Annotated in this window: 19 protein-coding genes and 1 tRNA gene; 13 read left to right on the top strand and 7 right to left on the bottom strand. The window is 66.6% G+C overall.

Annotated features, from left to right (window positions below; all coding sequences use genetic code 11):
* The 3 genes from VF992_07215 to VF992_07205 all read right to left on the bottom strand — a co-directional run.
* On the bottom strand, window positions 1-121 hold a 121-nt coding region (locus VF992_07215; GenBank protein ID HEX9340939.1), incomplete at its 3' end, for an archaellin/type IV pilin N-terminal domain-containing protein.
* A gap of 183 nt (window positions 122-304) precedes the next feature.
* Window positions 305-880 (bottom strand): hypothetical protein, encoded by a 576-nt coding sequence (locus VF992_07210; GenBank protein HEX9340938.1) that lies wholly within the window; start codon window positions 878-880, stop codon window positions 305-307.
* The gene (locus tag VF992_07205) at window positions 873-1,640 is read right to left on the bottom strand and encodes an ATPase domain-containing protein (protein ID HEX9340937.1); all 768 of its coding nucleotides are present in this window, start codon (window positions 1,638-1,640) and stop codon (window positions 873-875) included. Before VF992_07205 ends, VF992_07210 begins: the two co-directional genes overlap by 8 nt.
* A gap of 207 nt (window positions 1,641-1,847) precedes the next feature.
* On the opposite strand from VF992_07205, the gene hxlA reads away from it, so the two are divergent.
* Together hxlA and larB are read left to right on the top strand one after the other, a co-directional pair.
* The gene (gene hxlA, locus VF992_07200) at window positions 1,848-3,140 is read left to right on the top strand and encodes a 3-hexulose-6-phosphate synthase (protein HEX9340936.1); all 1,293 of its coding nucleotides are present in this window, start codon (window positions 1,848-1,850) and stop codon (window positions 3,138-3,140) included.
* A 4-nt stretch (window positions 3,141-3,144) separates the two neighbouring features.
* The gene (larB, locus tag VF992_07195) at window positions 3,145-3,897 is read left to right on the top strand and encodes a nickel pincer cofactor biosynthesis protein LarB (GenBank protein HEX9340935.1); all 753 of its coding nucleotides are present in this window, start codon (window positions 3,145-3,147) and stop codon (window positions 3,895-3,897) included.
* Here larB and VF992_07190 read toward each other — a convergent pair.
* Window positions 3,894-4,601, bottom strand: a complete 708-nt coding sequence (locus VF992_07190) for a hypothetical protein (protein HEX9340934.1) — start codon at window positions 4,599-4,601, stop codon at window positions 3,894-3,896. The genes larB and VF992_07190 overlap by 4 nt on opposite strands.
* A 222-nt stretch (window positions 4,602-4,823) precedes the next feature.
* On the opposite strand from VF992_07190, the gene VF992_07185 reads away from it, so the two are divergent.
* The 5 genes from VF992_07185 to VF992_07165 all read left to right on the top strand — a co-directional run bounded on the left by VF992_07185 (window position 4,824) and on the right by VF992_07165 (window position 9,040).
* Window positions 4,824-6,719 (top strand): ATP-dependent DNA helicase, encoded by a 1,896-nt coding sequence (locus VF992_07185; protein HEX9340933.1) that lies wholly within the window; start codon window positions 4,824-4,826, stop codon window positions 6,717-6,719.
* A gap of 41 nt (window positions 6,720-6,760) precedes the next feature.
* Window positions 6,761-7,372 (top strand): KEOPS complex kinase/ATPase Bud32, encoded by a 612-nt coding sequence (locus VF992_07180; GenBank protein HEX9340932.1) that lies wholly within the window; start codon window positions 6,761-6,763, stop codon window positions 7,370-7,372.
* The gene (locus tag VF992_07175; GenBank protein HEX9340931.1) at window positions 7,369-7,926 is read left to right on the top strand and encodes an XTP/dITP diphosphatase; all 558 of its coding nucleotides are present in this window, start codon (window positions 7,369-7,371) and stop codon (window positions 7,924-7,926) included. Before VF992_07180 ends, VF992_07175 begins: the two co-directional genes overlap by 4 nt.
* A 31-nt stretch (window positions 7,927-7,957) precedes the next feature.
* Entirely contained in the window at window positions 7,958-8,926 is a 969-nt protein-coding gene (locus tag VF992_07170; GenBank protein ID HEX9340930.1) for an NAD-dependent epimerase/dehydratase family protein, read from the top strand.
* A 39-nt stretch (window positions 8,927-8,965) separates the two neighbouring features.
* Window positions 8,966-9,040: transfer RNA gene (locus tag VF992_07165), tRNA-Pro, on the top strand.
* 67 nt (window positions 9,041-9,107) lie between these two features.
* Here the strand turns inward: VF992_07165 and VF992_07160 are convergent.
* Entirely contained in the window at window positions 9,108-9,323 is a 216-nt protein-coding gene (locus VF992_07160) for a hypothetical protein (GenBank protein HEX9340929.1), read from the bottom strand.
* 219 nt (window positions 9,324-9,542) lie between these two features.
* Between VF992_07160 and VF992_07155 the strand changes: the two genes are divergently transcribed.
* Window positions 9,543-10,016 (top strand): hypothetical protein, encoded by a 474-nt coding sequence (locus VF992_07155; protein ID HEX9340928.1) that lies wholly within the window; start codon window positions 9,543-9,545, stop codon window positions 10,014-10,016.
* A 2-nt stretch (window positions 10,017-10,018) separates the two neighbouring features.
* Here the strand turns inward: VF992_07155 and VF992_07150 are convergent, their stop codons facing one another.
* Window positions 10,019-10,699: a diphthine--ammonia ligase gene (locus VF992_07150; protein HEX9340927.1), complete on the bottom strand. Its 681-nt coding sequence runs from the start codon at window positions 10,697-10,699 to the stop codon at window positions 10,019-10,021.
* Between the two features lie 123 nt (window positions 10,700-10,822).
* Between VF992_07150 and VF992_07145 the strand changes: the two genes are divergently transcribed.
* Together VF992_07145 and rpiA are read left to right on the top strand one after the other, a co-directional pair.
* The gene (locus tag VF992_07145; protein HEX9340926.1) at window positions 10,823-11,530 is read left to right on the top strand and encodes a creatininase family protein; all 708 of its coding nucleotides are present in this window, start codon (window positions 10,823-10,825) and stop codon (window positions 11,528-11,530) included.
* Window position 11,531: 1 nt separating this feature from the next.
* Window positions 11,532-12,224, top strand: a complete 693-nt coding sequence (rpiA, locus tag VF992_07140) for a ribose-5-phosphate isomerase RpiA (protein HEX9340925.1) — start codon at window positions 11,532-11,534, stop codon at window positions 12,222-12,224.
* On the opposite strand, the gene VF992_07135 is transcribed toward rpiA, so the two are convergent.
* Window positions 12,208-12,573: a MarR family transcriptional regulator gene (locus VF992_07135; protein HEX9340924.1), complete on the bottom strand. Its 366-nt coding sequence runs from the start codon at window positions 12,571-12,573 to the stop codon at window positions 12,208-12,210. The genes rpiA and VF992_07135 overlap by 17 nt on opposite strands.
* 210 nt (window positions 12,574-12,783) lie before the next feature.
* Here VF992_07135 and VF992_07130 point away from each other — a divergent pair, with 210 nt between their 5' ends.
* The 3 genes from VF992_07130 to VF992_07120 are packed head-to-tail and all read left to right on the top strand — an operon-like array spanning window position 12,784 to window position 14,056.
* The gene (locus tag VF992_07130) at window positions 12,784-13,071 is read left to right on the top strand and encodes a 50S ribosomal protein L44e (protein ID HEX9340923.1); all 288 of its coding nucleotides are present in this window, start codon (window positions 12,784-12,786) and stop codon (window positions 13,069-13,071) included.
* On the top strand, window positions 13,068-13,247 hold the full coding sequence (locus tag VF992_07125; GenBank protein ID HEX9340922.1) for a 30S ribosomal protein S27e: 180 nt from the start codon (window positions 13,068-13,070) through the stop codon (window positions 13,245-13,247). The genes VF992_07130 and VF992_07125 overlap by 4 nt, the downstream gene beginning before the upstream one ends.
* Window positions 13,247-14,056, top strand: coding sequence for a translation initiation factor IF-2 subunit alpha (locus VF992_07120; protein ID HEX9340921.1), 810 nt, complete (start codon window positions 13,247-13,249; stop codon window positions 14,054-14,056). Before VF992_07125 ends, VF992_07120 begins: the two co-directional genes overlap by 1 nt.
* Window position 14,057 lies beyond the last annotated feature (1 nt).

Below are 14,057 nucleotides of genomic sequence, written 5' to 3'. Positions count from 1 at the left end.
CCAGCAGGCCGGAGACCATCACGTACAGGACGGCGGCCAGTACCACCGTGATCGCGACCATCAGGATGGTCGCAATGACGGGAGACACGGCTGCCTCATCCTTGCGGATGATACTCTTCATGGTTTTGTCCTCTTGCGGCTTTCGCCGCGTCTCCTACAGGGGGGTGCCGACGCTCTTAAACGTGTCGCGCTTAATACTTGGAATTGAGAATCACCTAATAAAGGGTCCTCTCACATGGAGAAAAATAGGCCTTCGGGGCCAGCGGAGCGGTCGTTTCACGCGCGCGATGTCGTATATAAAGGTTCAGTCCCCGAGTTCAATCGTCTCGTCGCTGACGATGACGAGCATGTTCCGGATCTCCTCCGTTTCGTATTCCTGCATCGAGAAGATGACCGTGTAGGCGCCGCGGGCCCGGAGGTTGTTGACCAGGATGTGCAGGAACTCGCTGAGGATCTTCGTGTTGTTGTGAATCGCGAGGGAGTTGATCGAATCGAGCACGACGAGCGCGCCCCGGTCGGGCTGCTTGCCGAGGAGGAACTCGACCTTGAGCATGATGTTCTCGAGCATCGTCGGGCTCTCGACGACGATCGAGTGCGGGTGGCGCTTCGCCCGGGCCATCATGATCTGGCTGATGCAGTCGACGAACCAGATGTGATCCAGCGGGATCTCGAGCACCTCGAGGGCGTTGATGATGCTCTGGCTCGGGATCGTCGACGTGACGTAGACGACCTCGAGATCCTTCTTCGTCGCGAATCGATCGAGCATCCCCTGAATCGTGTCGAAGTACTGGTCCGACTTGATCCGCATCGCAATCGCCGAGGCCTCCGGCAGGACCGCGAGCTTGTCGGCGACCTCCTTCGGGATGCTGGCTTCAGCCACCGCCCGTCACGCTCCCGCCCTTAAGCAGCGGCACCAGCAAGACGCCGGACGTCGTCAGATCGAGGACGTACTTCGCGCGGCTGTGCGTCGTCCCGCGCATCTTCACGACCTGGAGGGTCCGGAGCAAGTCGCCCCGCCGTTCGAGGTTGCCCGTGACGATCACGCCGTCGGCAATTGCCTCCGCGACGCCGAGTCGGGTCGTGCCGTCCTCGCCGGAGCCGGTCTCCGAGACGAGGAGCGACGTGCACCCCCTCTGGCTGAGGATCCCGCCCAGACGCAGCACGAATTCCCGGATCAGCTCCGGGTCTTTGAGCCGATACGAGACGGAGGTGACCGAGTCGAGCGCGAACCGGACGATATCCTTCTCCTCGACGAACTCTTGGATCGCGTCGACGATCATCTTGACCTCCTCGAAGCCCAAGTCCCGGTTCTCGATCTGGAGCTTTTCGTAGAGCGCCGGGAGGTCGAGGAAGTGGAGTTTCTCCTGTTTCACCAGTTTCTCCTCGAAGAAGTCGAACGGGATCATGTTCTTGAGGAGCCTCGAGGTCGGCTCGGTAACGCTGACGTACAGTGTGTTCTCCCCATGCAGCGCGCCGTGGATCAGGAACTCGACGCAGATCGACGTCTTGCCCGTGCCGACACTCCCCGACACTAGGACCGTGTTGCCGCGGGGGATGCCGCCGTTCAGGATGTGGTCGATCGCATCGATTCCGGTGACGCATCGCTCCCGCTCGCCGGCGTCGCGCTCCTTCGTGGGCATCGACTCACGTTGCCAACTCGAGCCTCGATATATGAGGTGAGCGCGCTGAGTATCAGATGCGAAAGCACGAGGCCGGCGCGGCGGATTCCGAGGCCGAGCCGCATTAACCTTGTTTAAGGTTAACTCTCCTGGCTCCTTGTCGACGTGGATCGCGGGCCCGCGCCTCCTCGATACGTTTTTATCAAGACGGCGAGGTAAGCGACGTCCATGGAGCCCGTCTTGCAGGTCGCCCTCGACCACATGCACCTGAAGCGGGCGTTGCTCGCCGCTACGGAGGCGGTCGAAGGCGGGGCGGACTGGCTGGAAGCCGGCACCCCGCTCGTCAAGTCGGAAGGGATGGAGGTCGTCCGACAGCTCAAGAAATCGTTCCCCGGCAAGACGATCGTCGCGGACCTGAAGACGATGGACACGGGTGCCTTCGAGGTCGAGATCGCCGTGAAGGCGGGCGCGGATGTCGTGACCGTGATGGGTGTAACGGACGACGCGACGATCCTCGAGTCGGTGAAGGCCGCCCGGCGGTACGGCGCGAAGATCATGGTCGACTTGATGCGGGTCGTCGACAAACCCGCGCGGGCGAAGGAGCTCGAGGCGCTCGGCGTCGACTACCTAAACATGCACGTCTCGATCGACGAGCAGATGATTGCCCACTCGCCGCTCCAGGAGCTGAAGGCCGTCGCGAAGGCGACGTCGCTGCCCGTCGCCGTGGCGGGCGGGCTGAACTCCGAGACGGTCGCGCAAGCCATCGAAGCGGGCGCCTCGATCGTGATCGTCGGCGGGGCGATCATCAAGGCGGAGAAGGTCGCCGACGCGACCCGGACGATCAAGAAGGCGATGAAGGACCGCAAGGCGACCCCCACGGGCCTGTTCAAGAAGTACACGGACGCCGACGTCGACGAGGCGTTCCGGAAGGTCTCGACGCCGAACCTCGCTGACGCGATGCAGAAGCGCGGCGTGATGACGGGCCTGGTCCCTCGGATCCGTCACGGCACGAAGCTCGTCGGACGGGCCCTGACCGTGAAGACGGCGGACGGCGACTGGGCGAAGCCCGTGGAGGCGATCGACCGGGCGAAGCCCGGCGAAGTGATCGTGATCGACGTCGGCGGCGGCCCGACGGCGGTCTGGGGGGAGCTCGCGTCCAACTCGTGTATCGTGAAGGGCGTTGCAGGCGTCGTGATCGACGGCGCGGTGCGGGACCTCGATACGATCCTCGAGCTGGACTTCCCCTGCTTCAGCCGCCACGTCGCGCCCCACGCGGGGGAGCCGAAGGGCCTCGGCGAGATCGGGAGCGAGGTCGAGGTGGGCGGCCAGAAGGTCCACACGGGCGACTGGATCGTCGGCGACGAGTCCGGCCTCATCGTCGTGCCGCGGGAGCAGGCGGTCGAGATGGCGAACCGCGCCCTCGACGTGCTTGAGCGGGAGAACCGGATCCGCGAGGAGATCAAGCGGGGCGGCACCCTGAGCTCCGTCCTCGAGCTCGAGAAATGGGAACAGATCCGGTGAGGCTTTGGACCGGACTCGGGTGGAGGCGATCCTCCGCGATCTCAAGTCCGGGAAATCGTCCGTCGGCGAGGCGATGGCCGCTCTCCGCGACTTGCCGTATGAGGACCTCGGGTATGCAACGATCGATACCCATCGGGATCTCCGGCGCGGCTTCCCGGAGGTCGTCTTGTGCCTCGGGAAGACGCCGGAACAGGTCGTCGAGATCGTCCGGCGGATGGCGGCGTCCCACAACCTGGTCGTCGCGACGCGAGCCTCGAAGTCCATCTACGCACGGCTGAAGAAGTCCCTCAAGACGAGGCGAGTCACATATCATGAAACGGCTCGGATCGTTGCCGTGGGGACGCCTCCCGCGACGCGCCGGGGCTCCGTGCTCGTCGTCACCGCGGGGACGTCCGACGTCCCGGTCGCGGAGGAAGCCGCGGTCACGGCGGGCCTCATGGGGTCCCGCGTCACGCGACTGTACGACGTCGGCGTCGCGGGCGTCCACCGCGTCCTGGACCGCCGGGACGCATTGCGGAAGGCGGACGTGATCGTCGTCGTCGCAGGGATGGAAGGCGCGCTGCCGAGTGTCGTGGCGGGGCTCGTGGAAGCGCCCGTGATCGCGGTCCCGACGTCGGTCGGGTACGGCGCGAGCTTCGATGGGATGGCCGCACTCCTGGGGATGATGAATTCCTGTGCCCCGGGCGTGGCGGTCGTGAATATCGACAACGGCTTCGGCGCCGGCTACCTCGCCGGCATCATGAGCCGCGCGCGCTAGACCGAGAACGCGTTGGTAAACACCGCGACGATCAGGACGGCCGCGATTGCGGCGATCCCGAGGTACACGCCCTTGTTCCAATGCCACACCTTCGCGCCGTCGAGGGGCATCATGGGCAGCATGTTGAAGCCGGCAAGGATCGCGTTGACGATCGCGACCTCGGAGACCATCGTCACTAGGGCGAAGTTCGCCAGCGAGATCGGCAAAGGGCCCACGGCCACGGCCCGCAGCACCGCGAACGACCCCGCGCCGATCAGGAGGTTCGTCACCGGACCGGCGGCGCTGATCCGGCCGTTCTGCCGCGGCGTCACGGACCCGGAGATCCAGGTCGCGCCGGGAGCCCCGAAGATGAACCCGACCAAGGCGAAGATGAACGCGAGAAGGAGTCCTTGCGGGTTGTACCGGAACTCGGCCCACAGCCCGTACCGCTGGGCGACGACCTTGTGCATGACCTCGTGCAACCCCACGCCGGTCCCCACCGCGAGCAGGGAGGTGGGGAAGTAGATGGCGAGGAATACGCCGGGCTGGGTCGCGAAGCCGCGGAAGTCGTATCGGATGAAAAGCACGGTGAAGGCGCCGCTGAGCGCCAAGATCGCGACCAAGAGCTGGTACAGTTCGGTGCGGCTGAACCGGACCCCCGCCTTCGGCCGATCCGGGGTGATGTAGATCGGCGGGGCCGCGTAGTCCGAATACGGGCCGCGCATCGGTCCCGGCACGGTCCCTGCATATTTAGGATTGCGCTCGTGATTCCAGAAAAGCTTCGGTCGCCGCGGGCTTCCTTTCTCGTGCAACGGCGAATGGGACCAGGCGGGGCCGGATCCGGAGCGGGTTCGGGCCGCGGACGGCCCCAGTACTTTCGGTCCTCTCCCCCCGGAAGCCGTTCATATACAGGGCGCCTCGAGACCGTTACCTTGTCGAGGCCCGTCATGGAGGCGATGGTTGATCCGGAGTCGGTCGCTCCGAGCCCCGCCTCGATGCCGTGGCCGTTCGACCGGGTGCGCGACGGCCAGTCCGCGTTCCTGGCGGACGCCCGCCGCACGATCGCGGACGGCGCCCATCTCTTGGCCCACGCGCCAACGGGCATCGGCAAGACCGCGGTCGCTCTCGTCGCGTCCCTCGAATACGCGATGCGTGCGGGCAAGCTCGTGCTCTTCCTGACGTCGCGGCAGAGCCAGCACCGCATCGCGATCGAGACGGTGCGGCGGATCGAGGCGAAAGGGCCTCGCATCGCGACGGTCGACCTGATCGCGAAGCAGTCGATGTGCCTGCAGGAGGGCGCGCCGTCGTTCGGTCGCGCGTTCCACGAGTTCTGCGATCTCAAGGTGAAATCGAGGTCATGCGCGTTCTTCACGCGCGACAACACCGCCGTCGTCGCGGCGGTCTTGCAGCGCACCCTGCATGTGCAAGAGCTCGTCCGGGCGAGCGGCGCGTGCCGGGTGTGCCCACACAAGGTCGCGATGGACGCGGCCGCGCGGGCGAACCTGGTGGTGTGCGACTACAATTACGTGTTCAGCGAGATCCTCGAGCGGTTCCTGCCGCGGCTCGGACGGTCCTTAGACGAACTCGTGATCGTGGTCGACGAAGCGCACAACCTCCCGGACCGGATCCGCGCGCACCTCGGCGGCGACCTGTCCGTGCAGGACGTGCTCAAAGGCGCGAAGGAGGCGCGGTCGATCGACGGCGAGGTCGCGCATCAGCTCGTCGGCGTCGCGAAGTCGATCGAGCGGTTCCTCCTGGCCCTCCGCTCGGAGCGGGTCGCCCGAAAGGAGGAGTTCATCGACGCGGTGGAGTCGGGTCTCGCGAAAGCGCTCAACCGCACGTTCGGCTATACGGACTTCGTCGAGACCCTCGCCTTCGCGGTCGAAGAGGCCTCCCGACGCGGCGTGCCTTCGAGCCTCCCAACGCTCGCCGAGTTCTTCGTCCGCTGGCGGGACCACGACGACGGCATCCTCCGACTCGTCGTCCCGGGCCCTGAGGGGAAGTTCTCGATTCGCCTGATGGACCCCAGCCTGCTCAGCAAGCGCGTGTTCGACGCGGTGCATGGGAGCGTCCTGATGTCCGGCACCTTGTTCCCGGCGGAAATGTACGGGGACCTCCTCGGGATCGACGCCCGCCGCCGCGTCGTCCGGACGTACGGATCGCCGTTCCCCCGATCGAACCGGCTCCTCCTCGTCCACCCGCATCTCACGACACAGTATTCGAGGCGGAGCGACGGGATGCACGACCGCATCGCGCGCGAGATCGGGGCCATCGCGCTCGGCGCCGTCGGGAACGTCGCGGCCTTCTTCCCGTCGTACGAGCAGCTCGGGGAGGCCCACCGTCGCATCGTCGGCGCCCGGTTCCACAAGCGACTCCTCATCGAGCGTCCCGATTGGACGAAGACGCAGCGCGACGGCGCGCTCGAAGATTTGCGGCTCGCCCGCGTGGACGGCGGCGCGCTCCTCCTTGGGGTGCAAGGCGGCTCGCTGAGCGAGGGCGTCGATTACGAGGGCAACCTCCTCGCCGCCGTGGTGGTCGTCGGACTGCCCCTGGGCCCGCCCGACGTGGAGGTCGAGGCGCTGAAGGAGTACTATGCGCGCAAGTTCGGATTCGCGAAAGGCTACGACTACGCGTACGTGTTCCCGGCGGTGAACAAGGTCCTCCAGGCGGCGGGCCGTCCGATCCGGAGCGAGACGGACCGCGCGGCGATCGTGCTCCTCGAGGGCCGACTGCTCGAGCCGCGGTACGCGCGGTGCCTGCCGCCGGACTTCTCGCCGGCGCGGAGCGATTCGCCCGCGTCCCTGGTCCAGGGATTCCTGCGGCGTCCCGCGAATCCCGAGTGAGGCCCCTAAGGTTTTTGTCGTCGCGCCCGCATCGCGCGGCCGTGCTCCTGAAGCGAGGCGCCGAGGCGGAGCTCCGACGGACCGAGTTCCTCGGACGGCCGGCGGTCGAGAAATACCGGACGCCGAAACGGTATCGGCTCGAAGCTCTCGACGACGAACTGCGGCGGTCCCGCATCCGGACGGAGGCGCGCCTCATGGCGGAGGCGCGCGCCGCCGGCGTGTCCGTGCCGATCCTGTACGACATCGATCCAATCGAGAACAAGATCGTGATGGAGTTCATCGAGGGCCCGACGGCGAAAGAGGCGCTCGACCGGGGAGGCGCGTCGGCGCGGCGAATCGCGCGGGCGATCGGCCGGGTCGCGGGGCGCCTCCATCGAGCCGGGATCGTCCACGGCGACCTGACGCCGTCGAACATGATCGTCCGCGGCGGTGGGATCGTGATGATCGACTTCAGCCTCGGCGGAAAGGACGACGGCGCGGAGGCGCGCGGCGTCGACCTCCATCTGCTCCGGGAGGCCCTCGTGAGCGCCCACGCCCATGCTGACGACTACTATCGCGAGGTGGTCCGCGGATACCGCGAGACGATGGGGAAGGCCGCCGAGGCCGTCGTGCGAAAGGTCCGGGAGATCGAATCGCGTGGGCGGTACACGTGATCGCGTTCGTCACGACGAACGAGGGGAAGTTCCGCGAGGTGTCCGCGAAGCTCCTGGAGGCGAGCATCCGGATCGTCCGCGAGGACCGCACCTACCCGGAGATCCAGACGGACCGGCTCGAGAAAGTCGTGCGGTTCGCCGCGACGGTCCTCGACGACCAGATCCGCGGGGACTACCTCATTGACGACTCGGGCTTGTTCGTCGATCACCTCGGCGGATTCCCGGGCGTCTATTCGGCGTACGTCTACAAGCGCCTGGGGTGCGCCGGGATCCTGCGGCTCGTGGACCGCGCGAGCGACCGCGGCGCGGCGTTCCAGACGGTCTTCCTCCTCCGGCAGGGCGGAGACCACGAGGTGTTCCACGGCGAGACGCGCGGCACGATCGCGGACCGGGAGCGAGGGGCCGGGGGCTTCGGCTTCGACCCGATCTTTGTCCCCGACGGCGCGTCGAAGACGTTCGGGGAGATGTCCCTCGTCGAGAAGAACGCGGTCTCGCACCGCGCGCGGGCCGCCGACGCGCTCGTCACCCATCTCCGCGGCCGGAAGGAACCTTGAATACGCCGGCCGAGGTTGCGCGGCGGGAGTCATGGCCCGTCCTCGGATCGTCATCACCGGCGGCGCGGGATTCATCGGGTCCCATCTCGCCAATGCGATCGCGGCGCATTCCGACGTCGTGATCGTGGACCACTTGCGGTCCGGGAAGCGGTCGAACGTCGCCGGGGCGATGAAAGCCGGGGCCCGTCTCGTCCGCCGCGACATCCTCCGGGCCGATCTTCGGCCGATCTTCCGCCGCTCGGACGCCGTCTACCATTTCGCCGCGAACCCCGAGGTCCGCCTGGGGCGGGGCGGCACACGAGCCCACCTGGACAACAACGTCATCGCGACGCACCGGGTCCTCGAGGCGTGCCGCACGGCGAAGGTCCCGCGGATCGTCTTCACCTCCACGTCGACCGTGTACGGGGAGCCCGCGCGCGTCCCGACGCCGGAGGATTACGGCCCGCTCGAGCCGATCTCGATGTACGGGGCCTCGAAGCTCGCCTCGGAGGCGCTCCTGTCCGCATACGCGCACTCGTTCGGCGTCCAGGCGATCGTGTTTCGCATGGCGAACGTCGTCGGGGGACGCAGCGGGCACGGCGTCGTCGTCGACTTCGTGCGCAAGCTCCGCCGGAATCCGAAGCGGCTCGAGATCCTCGGTTCGGATCCGGGGACCGCGAAATCCTACGTCTACGTGGACGACGCGATCGCGGGCATCTTGGCCGGCGTCCGCGCCGCGCAAGAACCGGTGTCGCTGTACAACCTCGGGAGCGACGACGCGATGACGGTGCGGTCTCTCGCCGAGGCCGTATGCGAGGAGCTCGGCCTCCGCGACGTCGACTTCGCATGGACGGGCGGGAGCGGTGGCGGCCGGGGGTGGGTCGGCGACGTGCGGATCATGCAGCTCGACTTGAACCGCATCAAGGCGACGGGATGGCGTCCGAAGAAGCCGAGCGAACAGGCCGTCCGCGCAGCGGCGCGAGACGCCTCTGCATTGACGGCGAAACGGCCCGCTCCTTGAACAACGTATTTATCGCGCGTGCTGGTTGCTCGCGTGCTTGGGGCTGTGGGGTAGCTTGGTCTATCCTTCGGGCTTTGGGAGCCTGCGACGGCAGTTCAAATCTGCCCAGCCCCACTCCAGGCCTCACCTTTGGATCCTACGTCGCTCGTCATCGGTGTTCAGTCGGTCTGCACCGCTGGACTCAAGTCCTTGACGTACTCGGAATTGCGACCTGCCATGCGCGCCAGACGGCGACAGTGAGCACACTAGTCAGCAGCGTCCAGGCGAGGATAGCTGCCGCAAGAATGCCCAAGACCGTCGATCTCTCCGGATCCGGAATCGAGCCGGTAAGGAAGACAAGGATCGCGAGTACCAAGAACAGCTCGAACAACCAGCAGAAACTGAGAATGAGGATCATCGCGAACAGCCCAAGTTCGTAGTTCTCGATTACGCGAACTAGCAGCCCGCCTGAATTCATCCGTCTCCCGGAAGTGTATATACAGTGTTTTAAGGTGTGCGCGACTCGACTCTCGAAGCCGTCGGCGCCATCGCTTTCACGAGAGGACGTGTGGAAGCGAATTCATACCACGGCCACTCATCGCCTCCGACGCAAAGCATCGGGGTTAGGAGCAAATTCATGGCGCGGAAACCCACGACGACGGAACGGAAGTGGCATCGCAAGATGGCCGTAGGTCTGTTCAACGAGGTCTGGCGGCTCCTCGAGAAGACGCGCACGCGCGCCGAAGACGAGCGCATGATCCACGCCGCCCACGCGTCCCGCTTCCACTGGGGCGAGGTCGGAACGGCGGTGAATCGCGCGATTGGCGACTGGCAGGTCTCTCACGTCTATGCGATCCTCGGCCGCCCCGAGCCTGCGACCTACCACGCGGTCCGATCCCTCGCGACCTGCAAGGAAAACGGGATCGAGGACTTACCGCTCGCCTTCGCGTACGAGGCCCTCGCCCGCGCCGATGCCGTCGCGGGCCGAAAGCGAGACCTCCGGACGCACCTGGCCCTCGCGCGGGAAGTCGGCTCGAAGATCAAAGACAAGGAGGACCGCGACCTTCTGTTCCGCGACCTCAAGTCGATTCGGCCCGCTCGGGGCCGCTGAGCTCACGATCCTCGGTTCGGTTTTGGCACGAGTCGAGCCTCGTCCACGCGCCAGACCCCCGCCGTCCCGCGCCAATCCGGCGTGGCGCGCACCACCTCGATCGATTGCTCGAACGGAGGCGCGTCCAAGACCAGCGTCTCAAACTCCCCGCCTTCCCCGCACGGATGGACGCCGCGCGTCTGCTGGAGACGGAGCAGGTCTTGGAGGACCCGGTCGTCCCATCGCCGGCCGAGCCAGCTCGCGTCGAGGCCTTCCGCCGAGACGCTGGAGAAGGCGATGTCGAGGCCTGCCTCGAGGTAGTCGTAGACCAGTCGCGTCGGGTCGCGACGCCACAGCGGGGCGAAGACGCGGAGCCCGACCTCGTCGGCGATCCGATTCACCCGGGCGTGCTGGTAATCTGATGCAATTGCCCCGACGATCACCCCGTCCACATCGACCCGCCCGAAGATTCGCCGTAACGCGTCAAGCTCGCCGTCCTCTCCCATCGCCGCGGTCTCGCGGATCAGGGGGATTCGCATCGCCTCCGCTTGGAGCGGAGTGAGGTGCAAGTTGGGCGTGTGGAACAGCATCGAGTCCCGATCTTCCGGGACGATCGAGATAAGGTGCGTGACGTCCCAGCCCCGCTGCATTGCGACGTAGGTCGCGTAAGTCGAGTCCTTCCCTCCGGAGAACAGGGCGGCCACGCGCACGGCAGTCGGAGGGCCATGGAGGGGAAAAGGCTTCGGGAGGCGGTGTTAACCTTGTTTAAGGTTAACGAACGATTGCGACTCGCGAACCATTTATGTCTTTCTCGCGGATTCCGCCGCGTGCGCCTCGACGAGATGACCTCCGAGGAATTTGCCGCAATCGCGAAGAAAGATCCCGTCGTCATCGTGCCGGTCGGCGCGCTCGAGGAGCACGGCCGGCATCTTCCGCTCGGTGCGGACATGATCCAGCCGCTTCACGTCGTCGATGAGGTCGCGCGCCGCACCGGGGCCTTTGTGGCACCCTCCATCCCGTACGGCGTGTGCACGACGACGCGGCCTTACCCGGGCACGGTCAGCGTATCGGTCGACGCGCTGAAGGCGTTCGTCCGGGACGTCCTCGCGGACCTCGTCCGGAACGGCGTGCGGCGCGTGATGATCGTCAGCGGCCACGCCGGCCGCGAGCATATGATGGCCCTCCGCGTCGCCGCGCAGGACGTCGTCAATCAGGGAACGGGCCTCAAGGCGACGGTCCTCTCGGATTACGACATCATCTACGCGTCGGAGGGGCTACTGCCGGAAGGCGACGGCCATGCGGGCGCGGGCGAGACGTCCCGCATCCTGACCGCGCGGCCCGAGCTCGTGAAGGGCACAAGCGAACCGGGGAGGAACGAGATCCCGCCGTACGCGGTCGTCGAGGACCCGCGGAAATATTGGCCTGGCGTCACCGGCGATCCCTCGAAAGCCTCGAAGGCGCTCGGGGAGAAACTCGATCGGCTCGTGATCGACGAGCTCGTGAAGCTCGTGGACGAACTGCGGCGGAGGGCGTGACATTCCCTCGGCGGACGAGCTGAAGCGGAAGGCCGCGGAGGCCGCCCTGGCGTACGTCAAGCCGGGCATGGTCCTCGGGCTCGGGACCGGCTCGACGGCGCGATACTTCCTCGAAGGCGTCGCGCGCCTCATCCGCGACGGCGCCGACCTGAAAGGCGTGCCGACATCGCTCGCGACCGCCGAGGCGGCGAAGGCCCTGGGGATTCCGCTCACGTCGCTCGAGGAGCGACCCTCGGTGGACCTGTGCGTCGACGGCGCCGACGAGGTCGATCCGAAGCTCGACCTGATCAAGGGGCTCGGCGGCGCGCTGTTCCGGGAGAAAATCGTCGCGGCCGCGTCGAAGCGGTTCGTCGTGATCGTCGATGCGTCGAAGCTCGTGCCGCGCCTCGGGACGAAGGCCCCCGTGCCCGTGGAGGTCCACCCGTTCGGCTGGAAGACCGCCGTCGCGGCTCTGGAGGCGTTGGGCGAGACCGTCGAGCTGCGCCGGCGCGATTCGGAGGCCGTGCGCACGGACAACGGGAACCATATCCTCGACGCGCGCTTCGGGCCGATCCGGGCGCCGGCGAAGCTGGCGGCGAAGATCGCCGCGATCCCCGGCGTCGTCGGGCACGGGTTGTTCCTCGGGATGGCGGATGCCGTCCTCGTCGCATCGGACGAAGGCGTGCGGACCTTGCGGCCTACGCGAACGCCTTGAGCCGCTTGCGGTTCGTCTCGATCCGGTCGATCTTCGCTTGCTCCTCGCGGTCGATCTGCCCGAGGATCTCGGACCAGGAGACGCTGAGCCGGTACGAGTGCACGGGGCGTCCTTTGCCCTCTTTCTTGATGTCCCGCTTGTCGACCCACTTCCGGCGGCGCAACTCCTGCATCGCGATGCTGACCTCCGGCTGCCGCAGCCCGGTGGCCTTCTCGATCTCGACCGACGTCGTCTCGTCGCGCTTCGAAAGGAACACGAGCGTCTTCGCGATGTTCCGCGAGAGGCCCGTCTCGATGAGCAGGTCCACGAGGGTCTCATCCCGGCGGCTGAGGCGGACCTCCCGGCTCATTGTATCTCGCCGCCATTTATTAATCTAGCAATATATATTTGTTGCGATTCAACCATCGAACCCTTGCCGCGGGCGGCCGAAAATCCGCCACGCCGAGGACGCGATGACGACGATTACCGCGGACGGTCCGACGGCGGACGCTTCTCCTGGGCCGACCCAGCAAGACTCAAATACCACTTCCCCTCTGTATCGACGCTCGGTCGCCCCTCCATGAAGATGCCCCAGCGTATCCGCGGTTACTGTCCGTTCTGCAACAAGCACGTCGAGCTGGAGGTCGAGCGGGTGAAGAACCGCCCGCGCTCGGAACTCCGCGCGGGCCAGCGCCGGTTCCGGCGGGTGACGGCGGGGTACGGGGGCTTCCCGCGTCCGAAGCCCGAGGGCCGCGAGAAGCCGACGAAACGGATCCATCTGCGCTTCCGATGCCGGGAGTGCAAGAAGGCCCACCAGCGGCCCGGCATCCGCGCGAAGAAGTTCGAGCTCGTGGAGGTGCACAAGTGATCCCGAAGCCCACGAGCCGGTTCCTCCGGGTCAAGTGCGAGGATTGCGGCAACGAGCAGGTCGTGTTCGACCGGGCGGCGAGCGTCGTCCTGTGCCAGGTATGCGGCGCCACGGTCGCGAAGCCGACGGGCGGGAAGGCCGCGATCCGAGGCGAGATCCTGGGGGTACACGAGTAATGGCGGAGGCGAAGGCGGCGAAGGCCGCGGGGCGCGGCTACGACTGGCCCGACGAGGGCGAGCTCGTCGTGTGCACCGTGTCCAACGTCAAGAACTTCGGGGCGTTCGTCACGCTCGACGAGTACGAGAGCAAGGAGGGCTTCATCCACATCGCCGAGGTCAGCTCGGGGTGGATCAAGTACATCCGCGATTACGTTCGCGAAGGGCAGAAGGTCGTCTGCAAGGTCCTCAAGGTCGACGAGGACAAGGGGCACATCGACCTATCGCTGAAGGCGGTCAACGAGCACCAGCGGCGCGAGAAGATCCAGGAGTGGAAGAACGAGCAGAAGGCGGAGAACCTCCTCGGGATCGTCGCGACGCGGCTCGGCAAGACGCCCGCCGAGTGCTGGGAGGAGTTCGGGTACGACCTCCTCGATTCGTTCGGCACGCTCTATCGGGCGTTCGAGGAGAGCGTGATGGACGAGAAGGCCCTCGAGGACGAGGGCTTCAAGGGTCCCTGGGTCACGACGTTCGTCGAGGTCGCGCGGGAGAACATCATCCCGCCGCACGTGATGATCGACGGCTACGTCGAGGCGACCGACTTCTGTCCGGACGGCGCGGTCCACCTCCGCGAGGCGCTCACGAAGGCGGCGATGGAGCACGATGGCGTGAGCGTCGCGGTCCAGTACATCGGCGCGCCCCGCTACCGGCTCGTCGTGCGCGCGCCGGACTACAAGACGGCCGAGGAAGAGATCCAGAAGGCGGCGGCCCGCGTGATCAAGGCCGTGACCGCGAAGGGCGGCGAGGCGAAGTTCCACCGGAAGGATTGAG

It is taken from the genome of Thermoplasmata archaeon, from assembly GCA_036395115.1.
In the GTDB taxonomy this organism is placed as follows: Archaea; Thermoplasmatota; Thermoplasmata; order RBG-16-68-12; family RBG-16-68-12; genus RBG-16-68-12.
This window is presented reverse-complemented; position numbering and strand designations above follow the sequence as displayed.